At 54.7% G+C, this 15,298-nt stretch carries 12 protein-coding genes and 1 pseudogene; 3 read left to right on the forward strand and 10 right to left on the reverse strand.

The genetic code is table 11. From position 1 onward, the window contains the following. Nucleotides 1-24 precede the first annotated feature (24 nt). From D8U82_RS09235 to D8U82_RS09250, 4 genes are all read right to left on the reverse strand, one after another. Nucleotides 25-1,857 carry an ABC transporter ATP-binding protein gene (locus D8U82_RS09235; protein ID WP_130902077.1) on the reverse strand — a complete coding sequence of 611 codons (1,833 nt, stop codon included), beginning with the start codon at nucleotides 1,855-1,857 and terminating at the stop codon, nucleotides 25-27. An 88-nt stretch (nucleotides 1,858-1,945) separates the two neighbouring features. Next, complete coding sequence (locus tag D8U82_RS09240) at nucleotides 1,946-2,509, reverse strand: peptidylprolyl isomerase (protein ID WP_016771201.1); 564 nt, start codon at nucleotides 2,507-2,509, stop codon at nucleotides 1,946-1,948. A 3-nt stretch (nucleotides 2,510-2,512) separates the two neighbouring features. Beyond that, the gene (locus tag D8U82_RS09245) at nucleotides 2,513-3,316 is read right to left on the reverse strand and encodes an alpha/beta hydrolase (protein ID WP_130902078.1); all 804 of its coding nucleotides are present in this window, start codon (nucleotides 3,314-3,316) and stop codon (nucleotides 2,513-2,515) included. Between the two features lie 14 nt (nucleotides 3,317-3,330). Beyond that, complete coding sequence (locus D8U82_RS09250) at nucleotides 3,331-4,254, reverse strand: LysR family transcriptional regulator (RefSeq protein WP_016771199.1); 924 nt, start codon at nucleotides 4,252-4,254, stop codon at nucleotides 3,331-3,333. Nucleotides 4,255-4,303: 49 nt separating this feature from the next. On the opposite strand from D8U82_RS09250, the gene D8U82_RS09255 reads away from it, so the two are divergent. The 3 genes from D8U82_RS09255 to D8U82_RS09265 all read left to right on the forward strand — a co-directional run bounded on the left by D8U82_RS09255 (nucleotide 4,304) and on the right by D8U82_RS09265 (nucleotide 6,682). Continuing rightward, entirely contained in the window at nucleotides 4,304-4,618 is a 315-nt protein-coding gene (locus D8U82_RS09255) for a hypothetical protein (protein WP_016771198.1), read from the forward strand. Nucleotides 4,619-4,869: 251 nt separating this feature from the next. Beyond that, nucleotides 4,870-5,469: an FMN-dependent NADH-azoreductase gene (locus D8U82_RS09260; RefSeq protein WP_073472882.1), complete on the forward strand. Its 600-nt coding sequence runs from the start codon at nucleotides 4,870-4,872 to the stop codon at nucleotides 5,467-5,469. A 346-nt stretch (nucleotides 5,470-5,815) separates the two neighbouring features. Continuing rightward, on the forward strand, nucleotides 5,816-6,682 hold the full coding sequence (locus D8U82_RS09265) for a carboxylate/amino acid/amine transporter (protein WP_125925319.1): 867 nt from the start codon (nucleotides 5,816-5,818) through the stop codon (nucleotides 6,680-6,682). A 106-nt stretch (nucleotides 6,683-6,788) separates the two neighbouring features. Here the strand turns inward: D8U82_RS09265 and D8U82_RS09270 are convergent. The 6 genes and pseudogenes from D8U82_RS09270 to D8U82_RS09300 all read right to left on the reverse strand — a co-directional run. Beyond that, nucleotides 6,789-7,394, reverse strand: a pseudogene (locus D8U82_RS09270) (mechanosensitive ion channel family protein); the annotation flags it as partial. 973 nt (nucleotides 7,395-8,367) lie between these two features. Continuing rightward, a complete protein-coding gene (locus D8U82_RS09280; protein WP_130902080.1) occupies nucleotides 8,368-9,261 on the reverse strand; it encodes a hypothetical protein in 894 nt (297 codons plus the stop codon). Next, nucleotides 9,258-10,796, reverse strand: coding sequence for an AAA family ATPase (locus D8U82_RS09285; protein ID WP_130902081.1), 1,539 nt, complete (start codon nucleotides 10,794-10,796; stop codon nucleotides 9,258-9,260). The genes D8U82_RS09280 and D8U82_RS09285 overlap by 4 nt, the downstream gene beginning before the upstream one ends. An 84-nt stretch (nucleotides 10,797-10,880) precedes the next feature. Then, a complete protein-coding gene (locus D8U82_RS09290) occupies nucleotides 10,881-11,210 on the reverse strand; it encodes a hypothetical protein (protein ID WP_130902082.1) in 330 nt (109 codons plus the stop codon). A gap of 102 nt (nucleotides 11,211-11,312) precedes the next feature. Then, nucleotides 11,313-13,454, reverse strand: coding sequence for a DEAD/DEAH box helicase (locus D8U82_RS09295; RefSeq protein WP_130902083.1), 2,142 nt, complete (start codon nucleotides 13,452-13,454; stop codon nucleotides 11,313-11,315). Between the two features lie 101 nt (nucleotides 13,455-13,555). After that, complete coding sequence (locus D8U82_RS09300) at nucleotides 13,556-15,184, reverse strand: dsDNA nuclease domain-containing protein (RefSeq protein ID WP_130902084.1); 1,629 nt, start codon at nucleotides 15,182-15,184, stop codon at nucleotides 13,556-13,558. Between the last annotated feature and the right edge of the window lie 114 nt (nucleotides 15,185-15,298).

The raw sequence follows: 15,298 nt of genomic DNA on the forward strand, positions 1-15,298 counted from the left end.
CGTGGGAACGATCATATCGCGCGATCAATCGATACCGACAAACCCTCCGGTCTGGTGCGCCCACAACCGCGCATACAGGCCGCGATGGGCGAGCAGTTCGGCGTGGGTGCCGCTCTCGGCGATCTTGCCGTTTTCCAGCACCACCAGACGGTCCATGCGCGCGATAGTCGAGAGACGGTGGGCGATGGCGATCACGGTTTTGCCCTGCATCAAGGTCTCGAGGCTTTCCTGAATCGCCGCTTCGACTTCCGAATCCAGCGCCGAAGTGGCTTCGTCCATGATCAGGATCGGCGCGTCCTTGAGCAGCACCCGCGCAATCGCGATGCGCTGGCGCTGACCGCCCGAGAGTTTCACCCCGCGCTCGCCGACATGCGCGTCGAAACCGCTGCGGCCTTCAGCGTCGGATAGCAGTGGAATGAACTCATCGGCGCGAGCCTTGTGCACCGCCTCCCACAGTTCGGCGTCGGTGGCGTCGGGTTTGCCGTAAAGCAAGTTGTCACGGATCGAGCGGTGCAACAGCGAGGTGTCCTGAGTGATCATGCCGATCCGCGCACGCAGGCTTTCCTGGCCGACTTCGGCAATGTTCTGCCCATCGATCAGGATGCGCCCGCCCTCGACGTCGTACAGGCGCAGCAAGAGGTTGACCAGGGTTGATTTGCCAGCGCCGGACGGGCCGATCAAACCGATTTTTTCCCCCGGTTTGATGTTCAGGTTGAGGTCGCCGATGATCCCGCGCTTCTTGCCGTAGTGAAAATCCACGTGCTCGAAACGCACTTCGCCCGAGGCCACGGCCAGCGGTTTGGCCTCGTCGCGGTCGGTGACGCTGACCGGTTGTGAGATGGTGCGCAGACCGTCCTGAACCATGCCGATGTTTTCGAAAATGCCGGTGACCACCCACATGATCCAGCCGGACATGTTGACGATGCGAATCACCAGGCCGGTGGCCAGGGCAATCGCGCCGACGGTGATCAGCGACTGCGTCCACAGCCACAACGCCAGCGCCGTGGTGCCGACGATCAGCAGGCCGTTCATGGTAGTGATCGCCACGTCCATGCTGGTCACCACGCGACCGGCCATTTGCGCTTTGACGGTCTGTTCTTCGATGGCTTCCTTGGCGTAGTGCTGTTCGAAGTTGGTGTGGGCGAACAGTTTCAGCGTGGCGATGTTGGTGTAGCCGTCGACGATGCGCCCCATCAATTTCGAGCGCGCGTCAGAGGCTTCCACCGAGCGCTCCTTCACCCGCGGCACGAAGTAATACAGCGCGCCGATGTAAGCGACGATCCAGGTCAGCAACGGGATCATCAGGCGCCAGTCGGCCTCGGCGAACAGCACCAGCGAACTGATCGCATAGATCACCACGTGCCACAGCGCGTCGACCGCTTGCACGGCAGAATCGCGCAGCGAGTTGCCGGTCTGCATGATGCGCTGGGCGATGCGCCCGGCGAAGTCGTTCTGGAAGAAATTCAGGCTCTGCTTGAGTACGTAACTGTGGTTCTGCCAGCGGATCATGCTGGTCATGCCGGGGCTCAGGGTCTGATGCACCAGCAGGTCGTGCAGGGCAAAGAAGATCGGTCGCAGCACCAGAGCGACCACCAGCATCCAGGTCAATTCGAGGGCGTGGTCGCTGAAGAAATTCGGGTTGGGCGTGCCTTGCGCCAGATCGATGATGCGGCTCAGGTAGCTGAACAGCGCTACTTCGATCAATGAGGCAAACAGGCCGATGACGAGCAGGGCAGCAAAACTTGGCCAGACCTGCTTCAGGTAATAGACGTAGAAGGGCCAGACGCGGTCCGGCGGGGACGCCGTCGGGGCGTCGCGGAAGATATCGATCAGTTGTTCGAAACGGCGATAGAGCATCAGATAACCGCCCGGAATCCGGGCTCTCCTTTTATCAGTGCGAGCGGCGCAGGCTCAGCCCCACGCCGTTCGATATGCCCGGCGAAACTCAGTCGATGCGCTTGGCCGACTTGATGATCACAGGGTCGACAGGCACGTTCTGCATGCCTTGTTTGGTGGTGGTCTGCGAGTTGACGATGATGTCCACGACGTCCATGCCCTTGACCACTTTGGCGAACACCGCGTAACCGGCGTCGCGACCCGGGTCGAGGAACGCGTTGTCGGCGACGTTGATGAAGAACTGGCTGGTCGCCGAATCAGGGTTGGAAGTACGCGCCATCGACAGGGTGCCGCGAACGTTGTGCAGGCCATTGCTGGCCTCGTTCTTGATCGGCGCCTTGGTTTCTTTCTGTTGCATCTGCTGGGTGAAGCCGCCGCCCTGAGCCATGAAGCCCGGGATCACGCGGTGGAAAATGGTGTTGTTGTAGAAACCGCTGTCGACGTATTCAAGGAAGTTCTTCGTGCTGATCGGTGCCTTGACCGGGTCCAGTTCGATTTCGATCTGGCCGTTGGTGGTGTCCAGCAGCACGTGAGGCGCCTTGGCCGGGGTAGCAGCCATCAGGTTGGCGGCAAACAGTACGGAGCCGGCGGCGAGGGCGAGTTTTTTCAGCATGGGTCAGTGATCCTGAGAGTGAAGGTCGGCTGTGGCGAGAAAATCCAGCAGCGTGTGATTGAAGCGTTCGGGTTGATCGAGCGGGGTGGCATGGCGCGAGTCGTCAATGACCACCAGCCGCGCATCCGGCAGCAGTTTTACATAGGTTTCCTTTAACGCCACCGGTGTGTAGTCACGGTCGGCGCTGATGACGAGCGTTGGACAGGACACCCGGGAAAGTCGTTCCTGAACGCCCCAGCCCACGATCGCATCGAAGCTGGCGAGATAAGCACGTTTGTCGTTTTTTGCCCAGCGTTCGGCCATTTTCCGTCGCAGATCGGCCTGTTCCGGCTTGGGGAAAAGTTTGCTGCCGAGGGCTTTGCCGATGGTTTCCAGGCTGAGCAGGCGCATCAGGCTCCAGCGTTTGAACCACTGCCAATAATCATCGCGGCTGCGCAATTTGACCTGTGGCGCGCTGTTGACGATGGTCAGGCTCTTGAGCGCTTGCGGCTGATCGACAGCCAGCTGAAAACCGATCATCCCGCCCATCGACAGCCCGACGTAGTGCACCGGGCCGAGGCGCAGGTGCTCGATCAGGGCGAGCAGGTCGGCGCTGAACCCGGCAATGCTGTAGCGTTCGCGGGGTTTGTCCGAGCGCCCGTGGCCGCGTATGTCCGGGACGACCACCCGGTAGTGCGCGGCCAGCGCGGGGATCTGCATTTCCCAGTCCAGGGTGCTCGAGCCGAGCCCGTGAACCAGCAGCAACGGCGCACCGTGGCCATATTCCTCGTAGTGCAGGTTGCAACCTTCGTGCTCGAAATACGCCATCGGTGAACTCCGTGTCAGGCTTGTTCGGGGGCGGCAAACGGTGCGTCCAGCGGCAAGGTGTCGAAGGTGCGCAGCAGTTCGATAAGGATTTGCGTGGCCGGGCCCAGGGGTTTGTCCTTGTTTGAATACAGATAGAAACTCGAATTGCGGCTGCCGCCTCGGTCCAACGGTAGCAGCTTGAGCGAACCATCCTTCAATTCCCGGTCGATCATGTGCCGCGGTAGCCAGGCAAAGCCCAGGCCGCTGCTGACAAAGGTCGCGGCGGTGGCGAGGCTGCCGACGGTCCAGCGCTGTTCGGCGCCGAGCCAGCCGACATCGCGCGGCTGCTGGCGGCCGGAGTCGCGGATCACCACTTGCATCTGGGTTTCCAGATCCTGAAAGCTCAGCTCGCGGTTGAGCCGATGCAGCGGGTGATCAGGGTGGGCAACGGCGACGAACTCGACATCGCTCAATTCCGCACCCAGGTAGCCCGGAATGCTCAGGCCGGTGATGGCCAGATCCGCCACGCCTTCGAGCAGCACTTCCTCGACGCCCGACAACACTTCCTCGCGCAGACGCACGCGGCAGCCGCGACTCTGCGGCATGAACGCGGTCAGGGCACGGACGATCCGCGCGCTCGGGTAGGCCGCATCGACCACCAGCCGCACTTCAGCTTCCCAGCCTTGCTCCATGTGATGGGCGAGGTCTTCCAATTGGCTGGCCTGTTTGACCAATTGCCGCGAACGGCGCAGCAATACGCCGCCGGCTTCGGTGAGCACAGCTTTGCGCCCGTCGATGCGCAGCAACGGCACACCGAGCTGATCCTGCATGCGGGCGACGGTGTAGCTCACCGACGATTGCGAACGGTGCAGGGCCTCGGCGGCCTGGGCGAATCCGCCGTGGTCGACCACGGCCTGCAACGTTCGCCATTGATCAAGGGTCACGCGGGGCGCTTTCATCAATAGCTCCTCTTGTCCTAAGCTGGCCGTCCCTCATGGAGACTGCCGAATGAAAAAATTCTGTTGTGTGGTGCTGGCGCTGCTGCCGTTGACCGCGTTTGCCTATCCGATCGATGTGCAAAAGGATCTCAACGGCATGAAGATCGACTACGAGACTTACGACACGGACAACGACATCGGCTCGATCCGCGTGGCCAACTACGGTGATGTCGACGCGACCTGCCGTGCGGTGTTCAGCAACGGCCCGGAAGCACCACGCACGCGCAGCATCGATGTGCCGGCGGGCAAGCATAAAAACGCCACGGCCAAGTTCACCCGAGAGATCATCAAGCTGCGCATCAAACTGACCTGCACCCCGAAATAAGCTCGGTACTCTGAACACCTTGGGTTCCATTGTGGGAGCGAGCCTGCTCGCGAAGACGGAGTGTCATCCAGAGATGATGTGACTGACATTCCGCTTTCGAGAGCAGACTCGCTCCCACAGGGGATATGGGTTTAGCTTATAAACGAATTTATCGATGGATTACAGCGGATATTTGCGCTTTTTCATCGATTAGACTCTGTTTAACCTTCACTCCATCGACTTACAACATTCTCGGATGGAGGCTACACACCATGTCCCGCGTTCTGATCATCGAAAGCAGTGCCCGCCAGCAAGACTCGGTTTCCCGTCAACTGACCCAGACCTTCATCGCTCAGTGGAAAGCCGCGCACCCTGCCGATCAGATCACCGTGCGTGACCTCGCCGCGAACCCGGTGCCGCATCTGGACGCCAACTTGCTGGGCGGCTGGATGAAGCCCGCCGAACAGCGCAACGACAGCGAACAGGCGTCGCTGGACCGCTCCAACCAATTGACTGATGAGCTGCTTGCCGCCGACGTGCTGGTGATGGCCGCACCGATGTACAACTTTGCGATCCCGAGCACGCTCAAGGCCTGGCTCGATCATGTGCTGCGCGCCGGGGTGACCTTCAAGTACACCGAAACCGGTCCGCAAGGTCTGCTCAACGGCAAGCGCGCCTTTGTCCTGACTGCTCGCGGTGGTGTGTATGCCGGTGGTCCTGCGGATCATCAGGAACCGTACCTGCGCCAGGTGATGGGTTTCATCGGCATCAACGACGTGACCTTTATCCATGCCGAGGGCATGAACCTGGGCGGTGACTTCCAGGAGAAGGGCCTGAATCAGGCCAACGCCAAACTGTCTCAGGTCGCTTGATCGGTTAATCGCCAGATAATCGCTGGATGGTCTAGTGACCTGGCGCAACCCCTTCAAGGTTCCACGCGCATCGAACCTCCCTTTGCACTTTTGCTCCTGAGTGCTGTAGCCCGATTGAACGCTTTAGCGAGATCGGGCTTTTTTTTGTCTGCGATTTAACGAAAAACACATAGCTCGTTGTGGGAGCGAGCCTGCTCGCGAAAGCGGTGTCTCAGAAAAGTATCTGCCGTCTGACTCGCTGCCTTCGCGAGGAGCCTCGCTCCTACCGGTTATTTTTGTGTTTCCGGCTATTCGCAGTGAGCGGCAAAAACCGCTATCGTCGCCGCCATTCGATTTCGAGGCGAACATGGGCTATCTACTTTTCGTGACGCTGATCCAGGCGTTTTCCTTCAGTCTGATCGGCGAATACCTGGCCGGGCATGTCGACAGTTACTTCGCGGTGCTGGTGCGTGTGGTGCTGGCGGGGCTGGTGTTCATTCCGCTGACCCGCTGGCGTTCGGTGGAGCCGGCGTTCATGCGTGGCATGTTGCTGATCGGCGCGTTGCAGTTCGGTGTGACTTACGTCTGCCTTTACCTGAGCTTCCGTGTGCTGACGGTGCCGGAGGTGTTGCTGTTCACCATTCTCACGCCGCTGCACGTGACGTTGATCGAAGACGCGCTGAACCGCCGCTTTAATCCGTGGGCATTGGTTGCTGCGCTAGTGGCAGTCGGCGGTGCGGCGGTGATTCGCTTCGACAGCATCAGTCCCGACTTCTTCATGGGCTTCCTGCTGCTGCAACTGGCCAACTTCACTTATGCCGCCGGGCAGGTCCTGTACAAGCATCTGGTGGCGAAGCATCCGAGTGATCTGCCGCATTACCGCCGCTTCGGTTATTTCTACCTCGGTGCATTGGTGGTTGTGCTGCCAGCGTTCCTGTTGTTCGGCAAGTCGAACTTCCTGCCGGAAGCGCCGCTGCAATGGGCGGTGTTGCTGGTTCTCGGACTGGTGTCGACGGCGCTGGGTCTGTACTGGTGGAACAAAGGTGCATGCATGGTCAACGGCGGCACACTGGCGGTGATGAACAACCTGCATGTGCCGGTGGGATTGTTGTTGAATCTGCTGATCTGGAATCAGCATGAGGAACTGGGGAGATTGTTCCTTGGCGGGGGTGTGATTCTGGCGGCTGTGTGGATCAGTCGGTTGGGCATCCGTAAATCTCCGGCCGCCGCATAACCCCTGTGGGAGCGAGCCTGCTCGCGAAGGCGTTGGGTCAGATAAGTATGGGTCGACTGACACATTGCATTCGCGAGCAGGCTCGCTCCCACATTGGATCTTTGGGTTACATCAGGTGTTTTTCCGGCTCCGGAATACTCGCCGAGCCCAGTACCGCCGGCAACAACCCCGCACGCAAATCCCCGCCACTCGGCTGTTGATACAGACTCAAGCCAAACTCCGGCAACACCGCCAGCAGGTAATCGAAAATATCCCCCTGAATCCGCTCGTAATCGGCCCACACCGTGGTGCGGGTGAAGCAGTAGATTTCCAGCGGAATGCCCTGCGCGGTGGTCTGCATCTGCCGGACCATGCAGGTCATGTTCGGCTGAATCTCCGGGTGGCTCTTCAGATACGCCAGCGCATAGGCGCGGAAAGTGCCGATGTTGGTCATGCGGCGGCGGTTGGCTGACATGGCCGCGACATTGCCCTGCGCTTCGTTCCAGGCCTTGAGCTCGGCTTTCTTGCGGCCCATATAGTCGGTCAGCAGGTGCACCTGGGAGAGCTTTTCTTCCTCGTCGTCGCGGATGAAGCGCACGCCGCTGGCATCGATGAACAGGCTGCGCTTGATCCGCCGACCGCCGGACTGCTGCATGCCGCGCCAGTTCTTGAACGACTCGGACATCAGCCGCCAGGTCGGGATCGAGACGATGGTTTTGTCGAAGTTCTGTACGTGTGAACTTAGGTTCTGAATGGACATGCAAAACCTATACAAATCAGCTGTTTGAGATTTTTTGTCCATTGTCCATTTTTCCTCAAGACGATGGACAGCCTGCCATCCCACAACCCACGCAGTCCCATAATCCTCGATCCCACCAGCCCCTCCCGACCCTTGCAGGTAGACCCAGAGCTGCTGCTCCATCAAAGATTCTCAAGTGATTATATTTGAGAACAAGGTGCCTGATAAGGCACTCATCCCTCATATGAATTATCAGCATTTCACGAAAAGCAAAAAGATTGGGAGATATGGTTTCTTCCCACCAAGAGGCTGATTTGATCGTGTGAATTGTCGGTCACCCGCCCATGGCGTGGTGATCGGCGTTTTCACCGTTTGGCCTGCTGCAGCTTAGTCTCTGGCCGGTTCGAACGGTATCGGCTGATGCCTATGTGCGCTAGTTCGCACGGCATGGCTTTACGTCATTCATAACGGTCAATCAGGACGCCCATCGGGCCCAGTAAGATCAAGCTGTAAACTCAAAAAATGCACTGTAAACCTCCATGCTTTACAGGTCATTTTTTTGGTTTACCCCCCTCCCATGATGACCTGTGCCTGTGCCTGTGCCTGGCTAGCAGTCCAGACAAGCGTCTGATCGCGCCCGCGCTAGTGCGGGGAAAGCCCTGAGTCATGGCGCCGTGCAACGAGTACCGCTCAAACAGCGAGCGATAGAACCCAATCAGCACCTCTTCGGCATTGGGCTCCAGAAGCTCGGAAGCACCGAAGCGGTAAATCTCATACCCCACCAGCCTCAGAGCCCTGTCCACGCCTACCGCTGCAGTAGGTGGTGACGGGGCGAGTTATGGCAGCTGGTTGCATTCCCGAGCGACCTTCGTTCTGCTGCTCTCGGTGATCGAACGCCGAGCTCCGGCTTGACGATATCGGGGATGTCGTAAAGCTTGAACTTTAAAAATATCAAAGCATTATAGATTCAGAATGAATCATAGATATCAGCAAACATTTTTCCGAGTAGATATTTGTTGTAGTTGGTGCGATCAAATCTCAATAGTTCGGACTCATTAAACGAAAGGCCCAGTTGCGTGTTTATCTTGGCTTCTTCAAGATTTCTTTTCGCGATGAAGAAGTCAATGGCTTCCATCAACAGTATGTCATACCGTTCATTCACTATGAACGTCTTGAGAGAATTCTGAGATTTTTCACACTCGTCCGGGGCGCATGCAATGATTTTTACTTTATCGCTGTCGCCAGTGATAGCATCAGAAAGACCAGCAGGGTTTCCTGAGTTGGAGAGTTGGAATTTAATTTGTTCGTCATCAAATAGCGGGTTCAGGTGCGGGCTTTTGAAAAAGTCTTTCTTTCCTTTTAGGCTGGAGTTGCAACTTGAGCAGCTTGGAACGAGATTGTATAGGGTTAACGCAAGGTGCGGATATTGATCCTTATAAAAGAAGTGATCCAGCGTAGGTCGGAATGAGCCTCCCTTAGTTTTTATGGTGAACGCATAGGCATGGTTGCAATATGGACAGATTCTTGTCTTGGATTTTTTGCATAATGCATAAGCATTCCATTGCCCATATTTGCTGATAAATTTGTCGTAATTAAATATTTGCGCAAGCTCTTCTATGAAGAGAGTTTTACGGTCACCTAATTCTTTAGAGTAGCATTCTAGAATTGCAATGCTTTTCAGCAAGTCTGAAAGCTTGGAGGAAACTATGAGCTCTCTTGTGCTGTATACAAAATAAAATGCCGGTTTTTTAGGCCCGCACTCATTGAATTGAGAATCAATAAAGTCCTGAATGATCTTGTTGTGATATTTGGCGTGGTCATCTTCTGCTGCTTTCCAGTTATCACGTATAGCAGCTATCAATTTCCACCTCCATGACGATTTGTTATATTGAGCACCTCGGCCTTAATGATGGGGTTGTCGATGCTTTCAATCACGAATCTATCAATTTCACTTACATGCCCTGATTTTATGGATTCGACTGCGGACTTTATCTTTGCAGATGCGAATTCTCCAATGGTCTTGGCGCCGAAGGAATGAGTAAGCAACGTGTGTAAAGGAGCCGCAAATGCGCTGGGTGCATCACTCTCACCAAGACATTCCATTCGGCAAACGAAATGCTTAGGAATATCAGTTGCAAGCAAGGGTGAGTGTGTGGCAATGATCAACTGAAGAGACACAATTCCTTCTCTTTTTTTTAAGCTTGATAACATTCGATTTAGTTGCTCTATGTACTTGCGCTGCCATTCTAGATGCAAGAACGCATCCCCTTCGTCAATCAAGAGTAGAATTTTCTTCAGTCCTTTTTTTGAATATGATGCTACTGTCTCAGAAATGAGTGCAAGTTGCGCAATAACAGCAAATTGTCCTGAGCTCATATTTTGGAAGCCAACATCGAAAAAACGATCAAGATTTGATGGTTTTAAAATGGATGAGTCTTCAAATGGCTCTAGGGCGATTTCCGAATACGCTAAACTGCCAAGTTTGATTTCTGCAGAGCGTTGTTTCATGAAGAATTCAAGGGATTCTATGTCGCCTAGACACTCTGCTGTCCTTGGGGGCTGATCACCCAAGAACCACCGGTCACGTAATCCCATGGCATCAAAAATTATGAAGCGTATGACTTTTTCATTTTTTTGGATGTTTTTAATAAGATGGTTGATTACAGCAAGTAGGGCAAATAGTTTATGTTCGGTTGTGGCTTGGGAAGCAAGTCGGCGATAAAGCTTGCCTGCGGAATCGTCAATAATCTTTTTTTTAGATCTTTCTTGTTCTAATTGGTGTTGCTCCTGGGCTTCCATTGACTCAATTGAGGTGATGGATTCTAATGTCATGAGCGATTTGATTGGACGACCCTCGTCTAGAAGGTTAAATAGCTCGGGAAATATATCCATAAACGAAGTGGGAATGTCCTCTTTATTCGGGTAAGGTCGTACCAGCAGAATGTCCACAAGGGATTTGCATACTTCCCTTACATTTATTCTGCTTACAGCATATATCTTAGGGGAAATATTGAATTCTGCGAGAATGTCTGCGTGAGGGCGTAAATCAAATGCTGAAAGTGATTCGCCCCATTTTGGCGATATATCCACGAAGTTTCTAGTTGCATGAGGGCGGCGACCTGATTGTATTGGTGCGTAATAAATTACTCCCCACTTGCTGCGCATTTCTGCGAACGACAAGCTTTTTCCGTTATCTAGATAGATGTCGCAGCAATAAGGGTCTCTTCTGGATGAGGGAAGAAATTTTCTAATTATTTTTCTGAATATGGATGTTTTGCCAGAACCGTTATTTCCGATAATTAGCGATATTGAATCGACGTCAAAGATATTTGGTGTGCCTTCAGGTGCAAGGTTTAGGCTAATTACTCTTTCATCTACTTCGATCTTGCTTATCATGTCCACGAGCTCATATTTTATAGGAGACTGTTGAGGAGCGGCGCTCGTAATTTATACTTTTCAATTTCGGATCGTTAATAGTAATTACGTTGCCACAGCCCTAACGGCCTTCTTTATGGAAAACTCCTGCTCGCTACCATCATTGAACTTCACGACAAAGCCTTGCGTAGTGCCACCGTGGGGGCCAACCCCACGCGCTATAGTGCGCGCGTAAAAGGCAATAGGATGTCCTGGTGTTAGCCAGTTGGTCGCTTGGCAATATCGGACGTACAGGTCTTCGAGCAGATCGAATTCAATGGAACCTTGAATATCTCCACCGCTAACGAGATTTTTGTCACGCATTGCATAAAAAAAGCGCTCCGCCTCCGTCTGGGATGAAAAACGTTGACCTTTGATTACCACTTGGTTTGGCATTGTCGTTCCGCTTCTAGGGTTATTCGGTAAACTCGTCAAACGCTGGAAGACCAAACTCTCCGCGAGCATTACTACACCGCGCACGTCCATTGACTTCCATCATTACATTTCAGCGACCGCCCATTGCATCAGGCCTTTCTCAAAGCTGGTGAGCTGGAGGCGCTCCATCCGTGGGGCAAGCAACCGCAGTTTTGCCAGCAAATCGTTCAGGTGCTCCGATGGCAAGATCAGGTGCTTGATCTTGGTCGAGATCTGGGTAGGAATTCCGTATTCGTCCAGTGCGGTGAGCAGCGGATCAAGGAACATGTTTTCCAGCTGCTCAGCGAAGAAGCTGAAGTCTCCAGGTTCGTACCCTTCTCGCTCCAGCACGTCGACCTGGATTTTGTGAATGGCCATGATGTCCCGAGGCAACCTGAAGCACACCATGTTCCTGATGAATTTCAGGCGCAGGTTAATTGCTTCGCTCGCTGAGACATTCTCCCACCGATTTTCTATTGCTTCGCTCAGGTAGGCCGGCAGGTTTTTCTGATTTCGGAGCTCGTTGATGTGCCAGGCCAACTGAGAGCTGGACGAGATCAGATAGTCCATCAGGTTCTTACCTTCCAAGCTGTAGACCAGCTCACATAGGTAGTTCAGTTGGTTCGGCTCAGGAATGCCTTTCCAGCCTAACAATTCCTGGCTGCCTGGAAGGTCAGTGATGATCGTTTTCGCGACCTCGACCTGACGCTCGATAGGGATGTGGCGGTTTTCGATCAAGGTGGCCGGTGACAGCACCTGGTTGGCATACGCTTCTTGGAGACGGCCTCTCGACATGTCCGTGAGATATTCGTTTTCCAGTTGCATTAACAGGCCGATAGGTGAGGTTTCATCCTGGTGGCCGATGGGGTACTCGACCGTCAGTCCCTGCTCAATGGGCGGGGCTTCGAGCATAAACACCTTGCCGATGAAGTATTTGTTCATGCGGCCAGCGCGCCCGGAAATGTTCTTGTAGGTAAAGTAGTCGAACGTCGACGTTTTAAGGCGGCGGTCGTAAATGATGACGTTCTCAGCCGAGGTGTTGACGCCCTCGATCATCGTCGATGTGCAGATGATTCGCTTGATGACACCTTCGTTGAACAGCTTGACGATGTATTGCTGCAGCGCGCGAGGCACCCCGCCATGGTGTATTCCGATACCTAGGGCGATCGCCTTGGCAACGTTCCATTCTGGGTGGTAATGCTTGGAGATCCATGCAGCAATTTCCTGCGTCTCTGGCACCGGGGCCAACCCGGCATCCTGGATAAGATACTCTGCAACCCTGTTTGCGCTTGCCGGCGCCTGACAGTAGATCAGGGTAGGGGACTCCAGCGTCCTGACCAATTCCAGGAGTTTCTGTGTCCGCTCCTCTGAGCGCATGCCCAGATTGAAATTCTGGATATCGACCGCGACGGTGCTGTAGTCGGACGGGATGAAATGGTACTCGTAACCGTCCAACCCAGAGATCTTCTGAATGTGCGGCCCGAGCATGTAGAACTGCGCTCCGGTCTTTGCGAGCTTATGGAATGCCAAGCTCAGATCGACGGCGCGTGTGTTCTTATCCTTATCGCCCCCCAAATCGATTTTGTAAAATTCGTCCAGCACGAAGAACTCCACATCATCCAGATCAGGACGCTGAATAACGCGCTCCTGCGTCAGGAGATAGACGTTGGTGACGTCGGGCACGGCTTCCTGGCTGGGGTGTGTGATCAGGTTGAAGTCTCTGAAGCGCTTGACCAAGCGGCGCCGGGTTTCGTCAATCAGCGCGATGGTAGGAACGATCACCACTACCTTCTTGAACCGGCGCTGGGCAAGTACCGCGTCGATGACCAAGCTTTTACCGACGCTGGTGGAGGCGCTCAAGACGACGTTTCGGCCCTGCATGATCAAGCTGAAAACGTGGGCCTGAAGGTGATGAAACACCATGCCTGGTTCCACGCCCTCAACCCTGTGAGCCTCGTAAGCCAAGCGGTCAGACAGGGCCATGTTGCTTAGATGTGGCGTGATGTAAGGAAAGAGCCCAACGGCTCGCACCATGTTGAGCAAGAGCGATTGTTCGACTACGTCAAAAAGCGCGAACTTGTCGAGCGCGCGGATCACCAGGTCGCGTCCTTCCCACTCAGCGTTGCTTCTGTTGACGATGGCGTTGATGGCAAGCAGCACATCGACTGTTGAAGCGCCTTCATCACTGAGGTTCGCCAGGCTGTTCTTGATCGTTTCGTAGTTCATTACCGCATCGTTCCTTGAGTTCACAGAAGCCGGCTCAACCAGCTCGGCATGCCTTCACCCTGTAGTGTTTTCAGCCGTGCAGATCGAACACAGGCCTCAGCTTATGCCTGCAGCTCTCCAAGTGTTTTGCACCGGGTATTGAATTCATTGATCAGCTTCTCGATGCTTTCCATCGGCACGAGGAAGACCATGACCTTCACTTGCGTGATGTTCTGTGGCAGCTGTTTGGTGAAGGTGCTGAAGTGGGCCTCGATCTCCTTTCTAAGATGGTTCACATAATCAGCGAGCCAACCTGACGAGAGTGCGTGACTGTCGTAGGTCAACAGGATGGGAAAGCAGAGGACGTTCATCATGTCATCGACTGGCGAGTTTTTGTGCAGTGCCTGATTGAAGGCGTCCGCTTTCGGTTGATGGTGAAGGGGCTCGCGCAGGTTGATAATGATTTCGCGTTCCGACGACAACACCGTCTCCGATATGGTGGCGTTTAGGACGCCGCAGATCTGTGCCAGGGTCGCGTCCATGGCACCTGCCTGGATCAGGCGCGCGAGCCCGAGCCATAACTGATCGTCCTGGCCAGGTATCTGCACGATGTGAGCGTTGCCAAACTCGGAAAGCTTGCCTGAGGATTTGTAAAAGACCTTGCACGCGACAGGCTCGCTGTTTTGGCGGCTACGCAGGATGGCGTGGAGGATCAGTTCGGCGATCAGCCTGTCGCGAGGCAGTTCGCTGTCGGTGAACGCATTGATGGATCGTGCCAAGATGGCTTCGGCATTGTGCGCGAGGATGTTCACGATCTCGCTCGCCTTGAGGGAAAATTCCGGGAGCCATTCGACGAGATGTTTAGCAAAACTATCATGCCGCCACGCCTTCAGCGCATAGCGTACGTCAAAGCCGGAAAATGAGTGCAGCAGGCCTTCTTCGGTGCTTGCATGAAACTCGACAAGGAAGGGATCTGGTCGCTTTTTATAGGGTTTGGCTGTAGCCGTTGATTTGTCATCAGCCGACTCTAATAGCTGCTTCAGGTGGGCCAGGGCCGGTTCCCGCAGAATGATCTTCGTCGATGCTGCAGTTTTCACGTTGGCCGTGGCAGCCTTGTCAGCCATCTCCAAGAAATCATCGTAAATTGCCTGCATCTGGGTATTGTTGGGACGGTTCCCGAAATCCTCAGCAAGCTTGGAAAGGGCCTTGATGTTGACCGCTTCCAGTGCTTCCACATCACCGTAGACCTGCCAGACGGAGTTCTCTGCCCAGTAGGCGAAATTCCGATTTTGTGGGGAGATGAATGTCTTGAATTTCCGCAGCAGAACTTTGCCTCGGGCTGTGGTGGTGTCAGGCAGAACCCTCTTGTCCAGCTCCGTTTTGAAACCGTCGAGAATCTTCGCGACGTCGCGCTTGGTCACGATTCGGAAGCGAGCAAGGCCTGGGCGCACATCGCACTTCAGCGATTTGTGGAGCAGGGACGAGTTTGCTTTGGTGCCATCCAGCTCGGTCACCTCGTCCATATTCCATTTGTGGTCACCCTCAGTCGTCTTGACCTGAATGTACTCGTTGACGAGCTGACCCCCGCACTGGAATACGACCACGATATCGTCGGCGGTTTCGCACTCTACTTGGATATAGTTGCTATCACGCAGCATCTTGAAAATGAAGCTGACGGCCACGTGGTCTTGATACTTGAAGCCCTGCCTTGCCGCAGGCCCACCTTTGTTGGATGGGCTATTTATACGCATCATGACGTCCCTGTATCGCTTGACATGCTGATAACCGAAGCAAGCACACCAACTTAGGCAGGTTGTGCCATGGACAGCAAGCTCGTGAATCCCGTTACGCTACCAATAATAGCC

This window comes from Pseudomonas sp. Sample_23 (assembly GCF_004307595.1).
Taxonomy (GTDB): Bacteria; Pseudomonadota; Gammaproteobacteria; order Pseudomonadales; family Pseudomonadaceae; genus Aquipseudomonas; species Aquipseudomonas atacamensis.